Origin of the sequence: Streptomyces sp. NPDC015532, assembly GCF_043078065.1 — a bacterium.
Lineage (GTDB): Bacteria > Actinomycetota > Actinomycetes > Streptomycetales > Streptomycetaceae > Streptomyces.
Window position 1 is genome coordinate 18,665 of record NZ_JBIBSY010000022.1, and the last position, 15,992, is coordinate 34,656.

The following is a 15,992-nucleotide window of genomic DNA, read 5'->3' on the forward strand; positions in this document are numbered from 1 at the left end:
CGACATCGTACGATTCCGCCGGCCGTGCCCGGATTGGCCGGTGGGCCCCTCTCTGTGGACCGTTCGGCCCTGCCGTGCGGCGCGGTACGCGCGGTTCCATGGACACCCGGAGACGCCGTCGCGCCCGAGGGGAGTGACGTGTCGGGAGCAGAAGCCGGAGGGTCGCTGCCGTGTCGAACAGGAGAGACACCGGGGACGGTCGGGAGCCGAAGGCCCGGAATGTCCGTCGGCTGCTCGAACCGGCGTTGCTGGTCGCGACGGCGGTCGCCCTGCTGAGCGGGGGCATCGCCTGGGCGGCCGGGAGCCAGAGCGTCGCCGACGCCTGCTGGGCGGCCGGCACGGTACTGGCCGTCGTTCCCGCCGTGGCCTGGGTCGTGGCCGCATTGCGGAAGGGACGGGCCGGAGTCGACCTGATCGCCGTGCTGGCGCTGGTCGGGACCCTCGCGGTGGGCGAGTACCTGGCGGGCGCGCTGATCGCGTTGATGCTGGCAACCGGCCGGGCGCTGGACGCCGCGGCCGAGCGCCGGGCCTCCCACGACCTGCGGGCCCTGCTGGAGCACGCCCCCCGCTCGGCCCGCCGCCGGACCGGCCGGAAGGTGACCGTGGTCCCGCTCGCCGATGTCGTCGTCGGCGACGTGCTCGTGGTCGGTCCCGGAGATGTGGTCCCCGTCGACGGCAGCGTCCTGGCCGGTACGGCGGAACTCGACGAGTCCGTGCTGACCGGCGAGTCGGCCCAGGTCGAGCGCGGCACGCACGAGCCCGTACGCAGTGGCGTCGTCAACGCGGGCGGTGTCTTCGAACTCCGGGCGACCGCCACCGCGCAGGACAGCACGTACGCGGAGATCGTACGGATGGCTCAGCACGCGGGTGCGGAGCGGGCACCTTCGGTGCGGCTGGCCGAGCGTTACGCGGCCTGGTTCCTGCCACTGTCGCTGGGAATGGCCGGCCTGGCCTGGCTGCTGAGCGGATCCGCCGACCGCGCGGTCGCCGTCCTCGTCGTGGCGACTCCCTGCCCGCTGCTGCTCGCCGCGCCGGTCGCCGTCGTCTCCGGACTGTCGAGGGCGGCCCGTCGCGGTGTCATCGTCCGGGACGGCGGGGCGCTGGAGCGGCTGGGCCGGGCGCGCACCCTGGTGATCGACAAGACCGGCACCCTGACCGCGGGCCGACCCCGCGTCCTGGGGGTCGCCGCCGCCCCCGGGCGCTCCCCGTCCGAGGTGCTGCGGCTGGCCGCCTCGCTCGACCAGGTCTCGGCACATGTGCTGGCCGACGCGATCGTCCGCGAGGCACGCATCCGGAACCTCACGCTGTCCGTGCCCGCCGACGTCACGGAGGAACCCGGGCGCGGACCCGCCGGCACCGTGGACGGCCTCCGCCTCGCCGTGGGCAGGTCCGGCCTCGCCCAGGCAGCACTCCCCGACTGGGCCCATGCCGTGGACAACCGCGCCGTTCTCGACGGGGCCGCCGTCGCCTGGCTCACCGTCGACGACGCCCTCGCCGGTGCCGTCCTGCTCCAGGACCCGCTGCGCCACGACGCCCCACGCACCGTCCGCAGGCTGCGATCGGCCGGGCTGACCCGGCTGCTGATGCTCACCGGCGACCGCGCGGAGCCCGCCCAAGAGGTGGGAGCGGTGCTGGGCCTCGACGATGTCCGGGCCGGTCAGCTTCCCGCCGACAAAGTGGCGGCGGTACGGGCCGAACGCGCACGGGCCGTCACCGTCATGGTCGGCGACGGCGTCAACGACGCACCCGCCCTGGCCGCCGCCGACATCGGCGTGGCCATGGGCGCCCGCGGCTCCACCGCGACCTCCGAAGCCGCCGACATCATCCTCACGACCGACCGGGTGGACCGTCTCGCCGACGCCATGGAGATCGCCGTCAGGGCCCGCCGGATCGCGGTCCAGAGCGCCGCGGGCGGGATGGCGCTGTCGCTGGTCGCCATGATCGCGGCCCTCCTGGGATGGCTGCCGCCCGCCGTCGGAGCCCTTCTCCAGGAGGCCATCGACGTCGCCGTCATCCTCAACGCCCTGCGCGCGTTGCTGCCGGCTCGCAGCGCCCGTTCCGCTCTCGAACCGGACGCCGAGGACCTCATCCACCGCTTCGCCGCCGAACACGACGATCTCAGGGACGCACTGGACGCCATCCGTGAAGCCGCCGGACTGCTCTCCGCGCAGGACGGTCCGGGATCGCTGGCCGCCGTGCGCCACGTCGACCACCTGCTCACCACCCGGCTGCTCCCTCACGAACTCGCGGAGGAGCACCAGCTCTACCCCGCGCTGAACAGACAACTCGGCGGACCGGAAACGACCGAAACCATGAGCCGCGCCCACACCGAGATCGCACGCCTGTCCCGCCGCATCACGACGCACCTCCGCATGGCGGACGAGGCGGGCGGACTGAAGCCGGAACAGATCGACGACCTGCGGGCCTGTCTGTACGGGCTCCATTCCGTTCTCCGGCTGCACTTCAGCCAGGAGGAGGAGAGCTACTTCTCACTCGCTCCCTGATCCGGACCGCCTGGGCCCCGAGGAGGCAGTGATTCCGGTGAAGCTCAGAGGGAACTGAGAAGTCCCTGTGAAAGGGTGCGCGGGTTCCTCCGAAGATCCAACCCACGCCATCGGTCCGACCACCTCCATGGAGCAAGCCCACATGAGTCTCACGATCGTCAACGGACTGCCCGCACACATCTTGTTCGTGCACTTCGTCATCGTGCTCGTGCCTCTGAGCGCCCTGGCACTCATAGCGTGCGCGATCTGGCCCCGCGCAGCCCGGCGGCTCGGCCTGATCCTGCCCGTCCTGACGCTTGTGACGTTGGCGACCGTGCCGGTGTCCACACACGCGGGTGAGTGGCTGGAACAGCACGTCGGGAGCGACCCGCTGGTGCGCAAGCACGCCGAACTCGGCGACGGCCTGCTGCCTTGGGCGCTCGGCCTCTTCGTGATCTCGGCGGTCGTCTGGTGGACGGCCCGCCGCTCGGCGCCCGCGGTGGACGGCACGTCCGCTGCCTCACTGCCCCTCCCGGTACTGGTTCGGGGCGCGATCGCGGTCCTTTCCGTCGCCGTCGCCGTCGGCGCCGTGGTGGACGTCTACCGGATCGGAGACTCGGGCGCCAAGGCCGCCTGGCACGACAACTACTCGAAGACGGCCACGCAGCACGGCGACGACTGACAAGACGGGAACGCGGCTGAAGCAGGTCCTGCGACGTGACCTCGGCCCTGCGCATGTGGGCCGAAGGTCCCTGGCCAGGCCCGATCGGCCTGTGGCGCCGGAACCCGAACGCGCCCAGGCTGGAAGCACACCCTCATGAAGGGAGCCGGTGCAATGACCTCCGCCACCACCCTGAACACGGCTCTTGAGGCCGTGCACCGCGAACGCCTGATCCAGCTCGCCCGCGAGGTCTCCTTCGACGCAGGGGCGCGCCTGTTCGAGGAAGGCAGGCGCGCCGACCACTTCTGGATCGTGCGCACCGGCACCGTCGCCCTCGACCTCCACGTACCCGGTCGGCGGCCCGCCGTGATCGAGACACTCGGCCACGGCGAACTCGTCGGCTGGTCCTGGCACTTCCCGCCGTACATCTGGCAGCTGGGCGCCGAGGCGATGAGCCCGGTACGGACCTGGGAGTTCGACGCCGAGGCCGTTCGGGCGCTGTGCGCCGGGGACCCCGACTTCGGCCGGGCGATCGCCGTCTGGGTCGGGCGGGTGGTCGCCCATCGGCTGCACGCCTCCCGTGTCCGGCTGCTGGACCTGTACGCCCCTCACGGCAGCATCGGCCTGACATGACGACGTGGCCCGGTGAGGAGAAGACCTAGCGGAACAGCCCGCATCGGGTGAGTGACGTGATGACGGGTGCCGTCGTCGCGGGTGGGCCGCAAAGCCCTGTTCAGGGACATCATCGAGCGCACGGAACAGTGACAGGTCAGCGCTCTCCCCGTGCTGGAGGGGCGACGGTCGGGTGACCAGGTGCCCAAGGTGGAATCCAGAGAGGCCAAAGAGGCTGCAGACTCCGGGACGGCTGGACTACCCGGCCGCAGGGATGACTACGACAGGGACCCTCGCATGCTGCACGCAGCGCAGGCTCACCGATCCCAGGAGCGCTTCGCTGAACCGTCCATGTCCACGATTCCCGACCACCAGCAGCTGCGCGTCGTGCGCGGCGTCCACCAGAGCGGACGCCGGGTTCCCCTCGGTGACCGTCGTGCGAACCTCGGCCGACGGCTCCGTGCCCACCGTTTCCGCGACAATGGCTTCGAGCCGCTGCGCCACGCCCTCCGCCGCCACCGTCTTGTCGTCGGTCTTCGGCACCAGGCCGTACCAGTCAGCAGGCGCCTCCCACGCCGCGAGCGCCTCGACGACCGCCCCGGACGCCTGCGCCTGTGCCACCGCCCATCGCAACGCCGCCTTGGAAGCCTCCGAGCCGTCCACACCCACCACGATCCGCCCCGCGTCTCTCCCGCTGTCACTCATGTCGCGGCCTTCCCTCTGCCCCACGGCCCCTGCCTGAATTATCGATCCAAGACCTACCCCCTGCGACATGCGAAGCGTTCAGCCAGGGCCCGGGCCCCGGGCATCCGCGGCAGTCGTCACGCGGTTCCAGGGTTGGAGGCGATCTGAAGGAGGCTCTCATGACCTGCCCTCGGCCCTACGTCTGATGGAGGGCGCTCTCGCCGAGGCGGCTGGGAGCGAGTTGCGGCCGACCGGCCCCGTCCTCGGCGGCGGGTAGGGCCTGAGTGCCCCTGGCGACCGGCCCACGCCCGCCGTGCCGTTCGGCCTCGCGGTGTCACGGCATTCCCCGCAGCGACCGCACGCCGACACGGCCGACACGATCACCTGGTTGCCGGGGCGCGGGTGATGAACGCCGGGTCCCACCTCCAGGACCTCGCCGACGGCCTCGTGGCCGAGCACCATGCCCGGTTTGACCCCCGGGAGGTCGCCCCGTAGGACGCACAGGTCGGTGCCGCAGACGGTGGTGGCGTCGACGCGGACGATCGCTTCGGTCGCTTCCTCGATCACGGGGTCCGCGGCGGTGTCCCAGGAGCTCTGTCCCGGTCCGTGGTAGACGAGCGCTCACACGGTGCTCACTCCCTCGCTCCCCTGCTTCCACGGTCGCTCCGGCCCAGCTCCCCGGCAACCGGGTCCGCTCCTACGGCGGGACGCGGCGGGCCGGTCCGGACGGACGGCGCGCAGACCGCGGCCCGGGCGCGAGGGCCCTCGGAGACGGGGACGCAACACCTTCGCCTCGGCGCACGCCACGGCTCCCCGGGCCGGAAACCGGTCCGCCAGGGACCTTCGGCCCATGCCCCGAACCCGCCTGTGTCCGAAACTGACGGCAGGAGTGGGGACAGCGAGCAGCCAACCGCTGGAGGCCGGCCCATGAACGCCAAAGGCTCGCCATACACGTCCGGTCCGCCCTCGCCGCGCAACGAACACGTGCCGAGGGGCGCGAATCCGTTGAAGCGGCCATCCGACGTGTTCGAGTGGTGGCTCCGGCGTCTCCTGATGGTCGTCCTCGCCGTCGGCCTGCCGTTGGCGGCCTACGGCGCGGGCATGGCTGCGTACGGGACGTCGATGAGCGCGGCCCGGGCCCAGGCGGGGCAACGGCACGAGGTCTCCGCCCGGCTGGCCGAGGACGTGGAGCGCAACACCTACGTGGCGAAGCAGCGGGCACAGGTCCGCTGGACCGGCGCCGACGGAGTCGTACGGACCGCGGCGGTCCTGGTGAAGCCCGGAACGCCCGAGGGCACCGCCGTACGTGTGTGGGTGGACCGGAACGGAACCGTCACCGACCCGCCCACGAGCGCCCTCACCGCGAGGACCACGGGTTGGGCGATGGGCGGCGCGGCGGCGTTCGGCACGGCCATCGGGGTCTACGGGGTCTGGGCGGGCACGCGTCTGCTGCTGGACCGGCACAGGTCCAGGCAGTGGGGCATCGAGTGGGAGCGGGCGGAGCCACTGTGGTCCGCGCGATTCCGCCAGTGACCGGACGCAGGCCGAGGAGGTGGCGCTCATGACAGACGCGACGACCACGGATCAGTACGAAGTGACGATGGCGCGGTCCTCCTTGCGGAGGGTATGACCACCCCTGCGCTGCCGGGCCTGGAGTTCGCCGGCCGGGTGCGGGCGGTGCCCGAGGGACGGGTCGTGCTCGCGGGCGAGCCACTGCTCAAGGTGACGGCATCCCTTCTCCAGGCGCAATGGGTGGAGAGGCGATCCTCGACCGGGCCGGACCGCGGGACGCGCGGATCGTCGCCGGCGGCGGGCTCGACGAGTACGCCGTGGACGACCTGGTGCGCTCCGGGGCACCGATCGACATGTACGCCGTCGGCACGCGGGGCGGGGTATCGGCCGGCGCCCCGTACCTGGACTCCGAGTGCAAGACGGTGGAGTACGACGGTCGCCCGGTGATGAAGCTGTCGTCGGCGATGGTCACGGCGCCCGGCCCAAGCAAGTGTTCGCCGTCCCGCTGCGCGGACGTGATCGCTCTCGCCGACGAGCGGCCGCCGGACGGCGGTACCGCGCTGCTGGAGACGGTGACGGAGAACCGCCGACGCATCGTCGGGCAGCCCCCGAGCGAGGACTGCCGGGCCGGACGCGCCGCGGATCTGGGCACGCTGCCCGCCGCGGCCCGTCAGATCCGGGCGCCGCTCGCGCCTCGCGCCACGACCTCGGAGCGGTTGCGAGTCCGAGGAGCCACCGCTGCGCGTGGTGCCGGCCGGCGGGCCGGTCAGGCCTCGGATCGGTGAAGCTCACCGTGAGGGACCACGGCCACGGGACAGTGCGCGTGGTGCAGTACGGCGTGGACGACGTGTCCCAGCGGCGCCCCGGGGGCATGCGCGGATCGACGGGCTCCGACCACGACCAGGTCGGCGTGGGCGGAGGCGTCGACGAGAGCTCCGGCCGGGGAGTGGGCCCGGACCAGATCGCTGGTCACCGCCAAGCCGGGAAACTCGTCCCGTACGGGCTCTACGAGGCGGTTGGCATGACTCGCCTGCTCCTCGGCAACCTCGGCGAGGTCACCGAGCACCGGAACCATGCTTCCCGCGTACTGGTAGTAGGCGTACGTGCTCAGCACCCTCAGCGAAGCCTTGTGCCGGACGGCGGTCTGTGCCGCGAAGCGCAGGACACCGACGTCCCGCTCGTCACGCAGGGCGACAAGAACGACTCCTGTGGTGACGTGATCGCGCTCACCGCGCACCACGACGACGGGACCTGCCGCGTAAGCGGCCACAGAGAGCCCGACCGATCCGACCAGAAGGGCGGTGAACCCGCCGATCCCGCGGGTACCCACCACGATGAGGCCGTTGTCGCCCGCTGCTTCGAGCAGCGCCTGCGCGGCAGCCTCACGGCTGACCAGAGGGACGACGCGGATGCCGGGAACCTCGCCCTCCGCCACCGCGACAGCGCTCTCCACGGTGGCCGAGCCGGCGTCGAGCACGTGCTGGGTCACGGATTCGGAAGGCACGTCCGCGGCCAGGGTGTCCAGCGAGGTGGCACACACGATGTGCAGGGGTGCATCCCTGGACGCTGCCTCGAGGGCGGCCCACCGCACGGCCGCCGTGGCACTGTCGGATCCATCCGCCCCCACGACGACCGGTCCGTGCAAGGCAAGCATGATCCCTCCAAGGTTCGGGGTCATTCCACCGTGACACCGTGTTGGAAACCCCGGGCAGTGGCCGTTCGTCCCAAGGGCCGGGCCGAACGGCCCCAAAAGGACCACGGTCGCCCAGGAAGGGAGACCGTGATCGTCGGCGCCCGCCGGCACAGGATGACCGGTCCCGGCGCGCGCGGGAGGGTCGACCGGGCCCGTTGTCAGGGCCAAGGGCCCCTGCCGGACCGGCGCTTCGAGGATCTTTCATGGAGTCGTCGACGGCGAGATCGTCCGGACGAACACCGTCACGGCACTCGTGGCGGACGCCGTCGCGGCACCTTCGCTGCACACCACCCAGCCCTGGGTCTTCCGTCATACGCGGGACACAGTCGTCATCGGGCTCTACGCCGACCGGGAGCGGGACGGGTGGCGCACTCATGGCTGCGGAACCGGCGGGTGCCGCCAGGGCCTCCCGGGGCAGGGAACTGGACCGTCCGGCCCATGCGGTCTCAGCGTGCCCGGCGGAGATTGGAGAAGGGACCAACACGGCACGAGGAGGCGGGAACCATGAGGCATCGGACGGTGGGCGACCTCATGACCACGTCGGTCGTCAAGGTGCGCCAGGACACCGGTTTCAAGGAGATCGCCAAGCTGCTCGCCGAGTACGACATCACCGCCGTACCGGTCGTGGACGACGACGAACGCGTCGTCGGCGTGGTCTCGGAGGCGGATCTCCTGCGCAAGGAGGCCGCCCAGCTCGATCCGGCCGGTCTGTTGCCGACGCTGCGCCCGGGACCGGACGACCGCGCGAAGGCGGAGGCCACGACCGCCGAGGGACTGATGAACGGCCCGGCCGTGACGGCCAGGCCTCAGTGGACGGCGGTCGAGGCCGCGCAGGTCATGGAACGCCACCACGTCAAACGGCTGCCGGTGGTCGACGAGGCCGACAGGCTGGTAGGCCTGGTCAGCCGGGCCGACCTGCTGCGTGTCTTCCTGCGCGGCGACAGTGCCATTCGGGAGGAGATCTCCGGGGAGGTGCTCCTGCACACCCTCGGTGTCGCTCCCGGCGCGATCACCGTGCGGGTCGTCGGCGGGCGGGTGTCGCTGAAGGGCACCGTCGAACGCAGATCGCTCGTCCCGGTCGTCGTGCGCCTGTGTCAGAGCGTGGACGGAGTGGTCGATGTCTCCGCGGAGCTGCACCACCATCTGGACGACACCTCCGAGGCTCCGGGCCCCGAGGCGTCGCGCCGTGCCGGACTGGCCACGTGAGCGATCCCGGAGCCGAACGCCATGGAGCCGGGCGGCTCACGCGCGATCGTCCCGCCCGGTCGTCCGCGACCCCACGTGCGCCTGCCGGGTCGGCACGGCCCGGACAGGACGAGAACGAATCGAGGTGTTGGGACATGACCGGCACTCCGCACATCGTGAGCGATGTGATGACCCAGACGGTCGTGGCCGTCGGACGGGACGCGCCGTTCAAGGAGATCGTGCGGACCATGGAGCAGTGGAAGGTCAGCGCCATGCCCGTGCTGGAGGGCGAGGGGCGCGTGGTCGGCGTCGTGTCCGAGGCCGACCTGCTGCCGAAGGAGGAGTTCCGCGACGAAGAACCGGGCCTCTCCCAGCAGCGGGAGCGCCTCTCGGATGCCGCCAAGGCCGGTGCGACGAGGGCGGCGGAACTCATGAGCACCCCGGCCGTCACGGTCCACGCGGACGCCACGCTCGCGCAGGCGGCCCGGATCATGGCCGTCCGGCACATCAAGCGGTTGCCCGTGGTCGACGACATCGGCATGCTCCAGGGCATCGTCAGCCGCGCCGATCTGCTCAAAGTGTTCCTGCGCCCGGATGAGGACATAGAGGAGGAGGTCCGCCGCACTGTGGTGTCCTACCTCTTCCCCGGCTTCAGCCATGCCATCCACGTGAGCGTGCGCGAAGGCGTCGTCATCCTGCGCGGACACATACGCGACACCTCACTCATCTCCGTCGCGGTGCGCCTCGTACGCGCCATCGAGGGCGTCGTGGACGTCGAACCGCGGCTCACCAGCGAGCCGAAGACCGCCGAAGGACCCCAGACGCACGGTTCCTGAGCCTCAGGACGTCGCCGAGGAGGCTGCCATGACGAGCACAGCACAGGACACATCGGCCGCGCGAGAGCCACGGCCCACCGTCGAACACCGGCTCGACGTCACCCATGTCGACGGTGACGCGTACGAGGTCGACATCCGGGGACACCGGCTGCTGGTCGACCAGCCCGTGGACGCGGGCGGGACGGACATCGCGCCGACCCCCGTCGAACTGTTCGCCGCGTCCCTGGCCACCTGCGTCGCCTTCTACGCGGGCCGCTACCTGCAGCGCCACGGACTGCCCCGCGACGGGCTGCGGGTCCGTTCGGAGTTCACCATGGCTGCGGATCTGCCTGCTCGCGTCGAGTCCCTGCGTCTGGTCGTCGTGCCGCCGCCGGAACTGCCGGCCCAACGCCAGGCCGCCCTGCTCGCCGTCGCCTCGCACTGCACCGTCCACAACACCCTTCACGACCCTCCGTCGGTTCACATCGAGATGGAGCGCTGAGCCGTGGGGCCGGCCGTCCCCCTGGACGCGGGCTCTCGGCTCACGGCAGGTGGGTGGGGACAGCTGGGTGGCGAGGGGCGACACCGACGATGACGCACCGGCTCCGCGGGGGTCCGGTGGCACGAGGAAGCAGGTGACCGTGATGTTCTGGTACGGGCATGATCCGAGTGGGTGGGGCTGGTTCACCATGTCGGTCGGCATGCTTCTCTTCTGGGCCTTGCTGATCGTCTTCGCCGTCGTGCTGTTCCGGGCCGTGTCCCGGTCGTCCGACGGTGGAACGAAGACGGGGACACGCCCCGGCCTGACGCCGGAGCAGATCCTCGCGGAACGCTTCGCCCGCGGGGAGATCGACGAGGAGGAGTACCGCAGCCGTCTGGCCGTCCTGCGTCCGGGCGGCACGGGGTACGGCAAACCCTGACCACGAGCGCGGCACCAGCGCGCCTCCTGTGGCAGGGGATACGGCCTCCGGTTGGTTGTTCTCCGGGGGTCCTCGTGCGCGGGGACGTCGGTCCCCCCAGCGCGGGTGGCCCCCGGGGGCAGAGGATGCCGCGGGGCTCCCCCAAGTGCACCGCTGGGCCCGGACCGAGGGCCGAGTGGCCTCTCCCCACGGCCTCCCGACGGGACCATGCTGGGCGGGACCAGCGGACAGCCCGGCGGGCCTTCCGACGCCGGACACGGGAGGAGACACCATGTCCATCACGGCTCTCGACGTCCCGACCCTGGAACGGCTGGTCGCGGCGTCCGTCACCGCTCCCTCCATCCACAACACCCAGCCCTGGCGGTTCCGGCTCGACCCGGACACGGTCACACTGGAAATTCGAGCCGTCGTGCGACGCGGCCTGCGGCACGCCGACCCGTCCGGACGCGCCCTGCACGTCTCCGTCGGCTGCGCCCTGTTCAACCTGCGCGTCGCGGTCGCCCACCACGGCTGGGAACCCGTGTCCAGGCTTCTCCCCCGCCCCGGCGAACCGGACCTGCTGGCCACCCTCCAGCTCTCCGGAACCACTCGGCTCTCCGCGACGCCGCGGCTGTACGAGGCTCTATGGCTGCGGCACAGCAGCCGTTTCCCGTTCACCGGCCGGCCGGTTCCGGTCTCCGTCCTGACGGAACTCACCGAAGCCGCCCACGCGGAAGGCTCCAAGCTGGAATTCCCCGGCACCGCGGAGACCGACAGGCTGCTGGGGCTGACCCGGGAAGGGGAGCGCCGCAACACCGCGGACGCCGACCGGTCCGCCGAGAGCCGCCGCTGGGTTCACCCGCCCAACGACGAGTCCCTCGGAATGCCACCGGCGGTGGCCGGCCCGCAGGACTTCCGGGACAGGATCCCGATGCGCGATTTCACCGCCCGCCCGCACCCCTCGGAACTCCTCGCCCGCACCTTCGAGAAGCGGCCGTTCATCGCCGTACTGTCCACGCTCCACGACCGCCGGACGGACTGGCTGCGCGCCGGCGAAGCACTCGAACGCGTCCTGCTTCTGGCCACCGCCCACGGCGTACGGGCATCGCTCCTGCACCAGGCGCTGGAGTGGCCGGACCTGCGCGAACAGCTCGTCGAGGGCCGGCGGGAATCCGCTCAGATGGTGCTCCGCCTCGGCTACGGCCCGCAGGGACCGTCCTCACCACGTCGCACGGCACGCCAAGTCCTGACGCAGGACGTGCGCCCCGACGCCGTGTCAGGAGTGCTCGTCGTGGGCTGAAGCCACACCTCATGGCGAGTCGAGCCGGACGAGACGGCTGTGGGCCGACCGGGTCCGTCCCCGACCGGGTCGGCCCTGACCGCGGAGAAATCCGTCAGTGACCCTGGAGATGTGGGGCCCGGTGCCCCGCGGCGCCGAGCCAGCTTCGATCCGGGAGGTGTCGGCGGTGCTCAGACCCGTCGTCGTAGGACTGGACGGTTCACCGGAGTGTCTCGGCGCCGCCGACCGGGCGGCCAGGGAGGCGTTGCGCCGCGGCGTGCCGCTGCGACTGGTGCACGCGTCGGAGGCGATGGCGGCGGAGACGCGTGCGTGTGCGTTCCGGTCCAAGTCGTCCGTCACACCACGCTGACCGGATGCCGTACCACCGCGCCGAACAGGTACCCCTGAGTGTTCGGCACGGCGATGTCCGGCTGGGTGCGGTCGGCCGTGTCCGTGGCGCGCGCCAGCAGGTGGGTGGCGCCGGGGGTGTCGGGCCGCCAGCCGAGGGACCATCGGGTCCAGGTGCCGGTCCGGGGCCGGTCGTGCAGCCGGGCGGGCCGCCAGTTGGCCCCGCCGTCGGTGGAGACGTCGACCTTGTCGACGGCTCCCGCCCCCGACCACGAGCGTCCGTGCAGGACGTGCCGGTCGCCGGCCGTGAACGTGGCCCCGCTCGCCAGCTCGAAGGCGCTCTTCGTGGCCTGCCGGGTGAGCGGAGCGCTGCCGCCCTCGGGGTGGGCGGGGCCGAACAGCCGGTAGAAGGTGGTGTTCCAGGGTGAGTAGAGCGGCTGTGCGGACACCTCGATGTCGCCGACCCACTTGATCGACGCGATCCCCACCCAGGAGGGCACCACGACCCGCACCGGATAGCCGTGGTCGTACGGGAGCGGCTCGCCATTCATCTCGTACGCGAGCAGTACGTCGTCCAGGGCCTTGGCCAGCGGCAGCGGGCGGCGGACCCGGCCCAGGCTCTCGCCACCGCTGACGTACTCGGCGTCGAGCCCGCGCGGCTGCACGTCCACGGCGCGCGGGGAAAGTCCTGCCCTGCGCAGCACGTCGCCGAGCCGCACCCCGCGCCAGCGGGCGACGCCGATCGCTCCCAGGGTCCAGGCGGTACCGGTGACCGTCTCCCCCTGTTGCGTCGTGTAGAAGGAGCGGCCGTTCCCGGCGCATTCGACGAACGCGGTCCGGGTGACGGCCGGCAGTGCGCGCAGATCGTCGTAGCCGAACTCCACGGGACGGTCCTCGCCGCGGTCGCCGCGCAACCCGCTCCCCCACAGCCGCAGCCGCCAGTCGTCGGCGTTCAGGACGGGTGTGGCGGTGTGGTTCCGCACGAAGAACAGGTCGTTGGGGGTGTGGTGGCCGGTTCCGCGCAGCGCCTCCCAGCGGGTCTCGGCGTTGGTGCCGCGCTCGATGAACCACTCGGGGGGCAGCGGTTTGACGATCGGTCGGTCGGCGGCGTGGGCGGGCCGCGGAGTGCCGAGTGCGCTTCCGGCGGCGGCCGCGGTGAGCAGGGTGAGCAGCCGACGGCGGGTGACCCCCTCCGCTCTGGCCTCACCGGCGAGCCACTGGCGCAGTCTGCGGCGGTCGTACTCGGTTTCGTAGCGTCGGCCGGCGGGCGTGGGCGAAGGCATGGCGGGTCCTCGTCATGACGGGGCGAGAGGAACGAGAGGGCTCGGCGGCAAGTCGGCGCGGGCATAGGCGAGATCGACCGGAATGTGCTCGACCGGCTTGTCCGGAGCGGAAGTTCGCGGAAGCGCGGGGTCAGCCGGTCGTCCGACACAACGCGGCGGCGACACGGACGAGGTCCACGGCGCGGCGGCGGGTCAGAGGTTCCGACTTCGGCATGGCGGGATGAAAGCACACGGGGCGGAAGGCGTCAACGGAGCCTTCGTGCCGGTGAACCCGGCTTCCAGACAGGTCGGTTGACGGGGCGGCCGCGACGCCCCGGCCCCGTATCCCCGGCATGGGGGCGGCCGGCCCGTGCTCACCGGCGGAGTCCGGTGCCGCCATTGACGTACGTCAGAACCGCTCCGTACGATCACCAACGGCATCGAGTGTCAGCGTCAAGCCCTGGCTTGCTGACCGGCAACCCTCCCGCGCGGTGGGGTGCTCCAGGTGAAAGCCCGGCGGGATCAGCGACGATCCGCGCAAGCGCGTGGCCCCATGACCGGGGCCGGAGATGGGAGGAGGACCGCTGTGCGACACGGTGATGACCCTCGTGCCTCCTTCTCCGTCGCCATGGTGTTCTCCCGGCTGGCGCGCCGACGCCACATCGATCTGAAGCGCTCGACCAGCTGCTTCTGTCAGGCCTGACGGCCCCTTCCGCAGCGGAGCGCTGACGGGCTTGCCCACCGACGGTCCACGTCCGTGACCAGTCGTCGGGGCAGGTGTCCCCGCCCGGCTCCCGCTTCTTCCTGATCCTTCTGATCCGCCTTCCGCCCGGCCCCTGCCCGCAGGGCATTCCCCGTCACGGCATCGCGCCGACCGGGCCCGCACGCCTGTGCGTGGTCGTGCCCCGTGCCGGGCGACACAAAGAGGAGCACCCTCCGTGAGAGCACGTCCGGATTTCAGATCTCCCCGTCGGGCGGCGTTCGCCGCCCTTCTCACCACCAGTGTGCTGCTGACGGCCTGCGGGTCGGGGGCCGACGGCTCCGGCGCCGGGGGCGGCAAGCCGCGGGCCGGCGGAACCCTGACCTTCGCCGTGGGTTCGGACGCCGGCTGCGTGGACCCCCAGCAGGTCGGCAGCAACGACACGATCTACTCGGTGCGCCAGGTCGTGGACTCCCTGACGGACCAGGATCCCAGGACCGGCAAGATCGTGCCGTGGCTGGCGAAGAGCTGGGACATCAGCACCGACGCGACCGCGTTCACCTTCCACCTGCGCTCGGGTGTCACCTTCAGCGACGGGTCCCCGCTGACCGCCCAGGTCGTCAAGGACAACTTCGACGCGGTTCCGCGTCTCGGTGTCCTGGGCACCCTGGCCGAGGGCTACCTCAGCGGCGTCAAGAGCACCTCGGTGGTCGACCCGCTCACCGTCAAGGTCACCTTCCAGCAGCCCAACGCCCAGTTCCTGCAGGCGACTTCGACCCACTCCCTGGGGATCGAGTCCTCGGCGAGCGTGAAACGGTCACCGCAGCAGAAGTGCAGTGACGGGGTGGTCGGATCCGGGCCCTTCGTGCTGAAGCAGTACGTGCAGAACCAGTCCTTCACCCTGGCCAAGCGCCACGGCTACGCCTGGGGCTCCTCACGGTGGGACAAGAAGGGCGAGGCGTACCTGGACAAGCTCGTGTTCAAGGTCGTGCCGGAAGCGGGCGTACGGGCCGGCAGTCTCCGGTCCGGCCAGGTGGACGCGATCGGCAGCGTGGGCCGGGCCGACGAGGCGGCGCTCAAGGGCGGTCAGGTCACCCTCCAGCGGCGGGCCAACCCCGGCATCGCCTTCGGACTCGGCTTCAACAACGCGCGGCCCCTCCTGAAGGACGCCAGGGTCCGCCGGGCGATCCTGTCGGCCATCGACCGGAAGCAGATCGCCGACACCGTCTTCCCCACAGGCACCCGGCCGGCGACCAGCGTCCTCGCCCACACCACACCCGACTACACCAGCCTCGCCCCGGATCTGGCCTTCGACGCGGCCAAGGCGAAGTCCCTGCTGGACCAGGCAGGTTGGAAGGCGGCCGGCGACGGCACGCGCACCAAGGGCGGCAGGAAGCTGAGCCTGACGATCGACTGGGTTCCCAACGCCGCCACCAATCAGCCCGCGTTGGAGCTGATACAGCAGCAACTTAAGGCTGTCGGGGTTCAGGTGACGCTCAAGCAGCTTCAGCTCACCCAGCTGACGCCGACACAGCAGTCGGGCGCGTTCGACGCGACGTGGGGCAACATCACCCGCGCCGATCCCGACATCCTGCGCAGCTCCTTCTCCACGAAGCTGGCCAACTTCTACCGCGTTCCGGCGAGCGGCCTGGACACGACACTGTCGGCGCAGGCCGCGACCACCGACCCGGCGGGGCGCAGCAAACTGGTGGCGCAGGCACAGCGGTCGATCGTGCGCGACGCCTACAACGTGCCGGTGGTGGAGCTCCAGACGCAGCTGGGCCTGTCCACGAAGGTGCACAGCCTGGCCTTCGACGCCTCCAGCCGGATCCAGTTGCACGACACCTGGATCGGCTGAT

At 71.5% G+C, this 15,992-nt stretch carries 16 protein-coding genes, 1 pseudogene and 1 riboswitch; of the genes and pseudogenes, 13 read left to right on the forward strand and 4 right to left on the reverse strand.

All coding sequences use genetic code 11. The features are described from left to right. The first annotated feature begins 230 nt into the window (after positions 1-230). From ACF07B_RS39235 to ACF07B_RS39245, 3 genes are all read left to right on the forward strand, one after another. The gene (locus ACF07B_RS39235) at positions 231-2,504 is read left to right on the forward strand and encodes a heavy metal translocating P-type ATPase (protein WP_392182514.1); all 2,274 of its coding nucleotides are present in this window, start codon (positions 231-233) and stop codon (positions 2,502-2,504) included. 142 nt (positions 2,505-2,646) lie between these two features. Then, complete coding sequence (locus tag ACF07B_RS39240; RefSeq protein ID WP_392182436.1) at positions 2,647-3,165, forward strand: DUF2231 domain-containing protein; 519 nt, start codon at positions 2,647-2,649, stop codon at positions 3,163-3,165. A gap of 153 nt (positions 3,166-3,318) precedes the next feature. Continuing rightward, entirely contained in the window at positions 3,319-3,777 is a 459-nt protein-coding gene (locus ACF07B_RS39245; RefSeq protein WP_362391280.1) for a cyclic nucleotide-binding domain-containing protein, read from the forward strand. A 237-nt stretch (positions 3,778-4,014) separates the two neighbouring features. On the opposite strand, the gene ACF07B_RS39250 is transcribed toward ACF07B_RS39245, so the two are convergent. Both ACF07B_RS39250 and ACF07B_RS39255 read right to left on the reverse strand, forming a co-directional pair. Next, complete coding sequence (locus ACF07B_RS39250) at positions 4,015-4,461, reverse strand: universal stress protein (RefSeq protein WP_392182437.1); 447 nt, start codon at positions 4,459-4,461, stop codon at positions 4,015-4,017. 312 nt (positions 4,462-4,773) lie between these two features. After that, positions 4,774-5,007 (reverse strand): annotated as a pseudogene (locus tag ACF07B_RS39255) (alcohol dehydrogenase catalytic domain-containing protein); the annotation flags it as partial. A gap of 438 nt (positions 5,008-5,445) precedes the next feature. Here ACF07B_RS39255 and ACF07B_RS39260 point away from each other — a divergent pair. Together ACF07B_RS39260 and ACF07B_RS39265 are read left to right on the forward strand one after the other, a co-directional pair. Then, positions 5,446-5,973, forward strand: a complete 528-nt coding sequence (locus tag ACF07B_RS39260; RefSeq protein ID WP_392182438.1) for a hypothetical protein — start codon at positions 5,446-5,448, stop codon at positions 5,971-5,973. A 215-nt stretch (positions 5,974-6,188) separates the two neighbouring features. Beyond that, positions 6,189-6,737, forward strand: coding sequence for a hypothetical protein (locus ACF07B_RS39265; protein ID WP_392182439.1), 549 nt, complete (start codon positions 6,189-6,191; stop codon positions 6,735-6,737). Here the strand turns inward: ACF07B_RS39265 and ACF07B_RS39270 are convergent. After that, positions 6,719-7,606 carry a universal stress protein gene (locus ACF07B_RS39270; RefSeq protein ID WP_392182440.1) on the reverse strand — a complete coding sequence of 296 codons (888 nt, stop codon included), beginning with the start codon at positions 7,604-7,606 and terminating at the stop codon, positions 6,719-6,721. The genes ACF07B_RS39265 and ACF07B_RS39270 overlap by 19 nt on opposite strands. 543 nt (positions 7,607-8,149) lie before the next feature. On the opposite strand from ACF07B_RS39270, the gene ACF07B_RS39275 reads away from it, so the two are divergent. From ACF07B_RS39275 to ACF07B_RS39300, 6 genes are all read left to right on the forward strand, one after another. Then, positions 8,150-8,851 (forward strand): CBS domain-containing protein, encoded by a 702-nt coding sequence (locus ACF07B_RS39275; protein ID WP_392182441.1) that lies wholly within the window; start codon positions 8,150-8,152, stop codon positions 8,849-8,851. 134 nt (positions 8,852-8,985) lie between these two features. Then, the gene (locus ACF07B_RS39280) at positions 8,986-9,666 is read left to right on the forward strand and encodes a CBS domain-containing protein (RefSeq protein WP_392182442.1); all 681 of its coding nucleotides are present in this window, start codon (positions 8,986-8,988) and stop codon (positions 9,664-9,666) included. Positions 9,667-9,694: 28 nt separating this feature from the next. After that, positions 9,695-10,147, forward strand: coding sequence for an OsmC family protein (locus tag ACF07B_RS39285; protein WP_392182443.1), 453 nt, complete (start codon positions 9,695-9,697; stop codon positions 10,145-10,147). Positions 10,148-10,286: 139 nt separating this feature from the next. Further along, positions 10,287-10,565, forward strand: a complete 279-nt coding sequence (locus ACF07B_RS39290) for an SHOCT domain-containing protein (protein WP_362391353.1) — start codon at positions 10,287-10,289, stop codon at positions 10,563-10,565. A gap of 271 nt (positions 10,566-10,836) precedes the next feature. Next, on the forward strand, positions 10,837-11,844 hold the full coding sequence (locus ACF07B_RS39295) for an Acg family FMN-binding oxidoreductase (RefSeq protein ID WP_392182444.1): 1,008 nt from the start codon (positions 10,837-10,839) through the stop codon (positions 11,842-11,844). Between the two features lie 166 nt (positions 11,845-12,010). Next, positions 12,011-12,193: a universal stress protein gene (locus ACF07B_RS39300; protein WP_392182445.1), complete on the forward strand. Its 183-nt coding sequence runs from the start codon at positions 12,011-12,013 to the stop codon at positions 12,191-12,193. On the opposite strand, the gene ACF07B_RS39305 is transcribed toward ACF07B_RS39300, so the two are convergent. Then, entirely contained in the window at positions 12,180-13,454 is a 1,275-nt protein-coding gene (locus ACF07B_RS39305; protein ID WP_392182446.1) for a sulfite oxidase, read from the reverse strand. The two genes, ACF07B_RS39300 and ACF07B_RS39305, sit on opposite strands and share 14 nt — an antisense overlap. Before the next feature lie 415 nt (positions 13,455-13,869). Next, positions 13,870-13,983: riboswitch (SAM riboswitch) on the forward strand. A gap of 36 nt (positions 13,984-14,019) precedes the next feature. On the opposite strand from ACF07B_RS39305, the gene ACF07B_RS39310 reads away from it, so the two are divergent. Further along, positions 14,020-14,136: a putative leader peptide gene (locus ACF07B_RS39310; protein ID WP_369480194.1), complete on the forward strand. Its 117-nt coding sequence runs from the start codon at positions 14,020-14,022 to the stop codon at positions 14,134-14,136. A 235-nt stretch (positions 14,137-14,371) separates the two neighbouring features. After that, positions 14,372-15,991: an ABC transporter substrate-binding protein gene (locus ACF07B_RS39315; protein WP_392182447.1), complete on the forward strand. Its 1,620-nt coding sequence runs from the start codon at positions 14,372-14,374 to the stop codon at positions 15,989-15,991. The last annotated feature ends 1 nt before the right edge of the window (position 15,992 follow it).

Excerpts from the sequence above, each read along its gene's own strand:
- ACF07B_RS39240 (WP_392182436.1), top strand. The coding sequence starts at position 2,647 with ATGAGTCTCACGATCGTCAACGGACTGCCCGCACACATCTTGTTCGTG.
- ACF07B_RS39245 (WP_362391280.1), top strand. The coding sequence starts at position 3,319 with ATGACCTCCGCCACCACCCTGAACACGGCTCTTGAGGCCGTGCACCGC.
- ACF07B_RS39250 (WP_392182437.1), bottom strand. The coding sequence starts at position 4,461 with ATGAGTGACAGCGGGAGAGACGCGGGGCGGATCGTGGTGGGTGTGGAC.
- ACF07B_RS39265 (WP_392182439.1), top strand. The coding sequence starts at position 6,189 with ATGGGTGGAGAGGCGATCCTCGACCGGGCCGGACCGCGGGACGCGCGG.
- ACF07B_RS39270 (WP_392182440.1), bottom strand. The coding sequence starts at position 7,606 with ATGCTTGCCTTGCACGGACCGGTCGTCGTGGGGGCGGATGGATCCGAC.
- ACF07B_RS39275 (WP_392182441.1), top strand. The coding sequence starts at position 8,150 with ATGAGGCATCGGACGGTGGGCGACCTCATGACCACGTCGGTCGTCAAG.
- ACF07B_RS39280 (WP_392182442.1), top strand. The coding sequence starts at position 8,986 with ATGACCGGCACTCCGCACATCGTGAGCGATGTGATGACCCAGACGGTC.
- ACF07B_RS39285 (WP_392182443.1), top strand. The coding sequence starts at position 9,695 with ATGACGAGCACAGCACAGGACACATCGGCCGCGCGAGAGCCACGGCCC.
- ACF07B_RS39295 (WP_392182444.1), top strand. The coding sequence starts at position 10,837 with ATGTCCATCACGGCTCTCGACGTCCCGACCCTGGAACGGCTGGTCGCG.
- ACF07B_RS39305 (WP_392182446.1), bottom strand. The coding sequence starts at position 13,454 with ATGCCTTCGCCCACGCCCGCCGGCCGACGCTACGAAACCGAGTACGAC.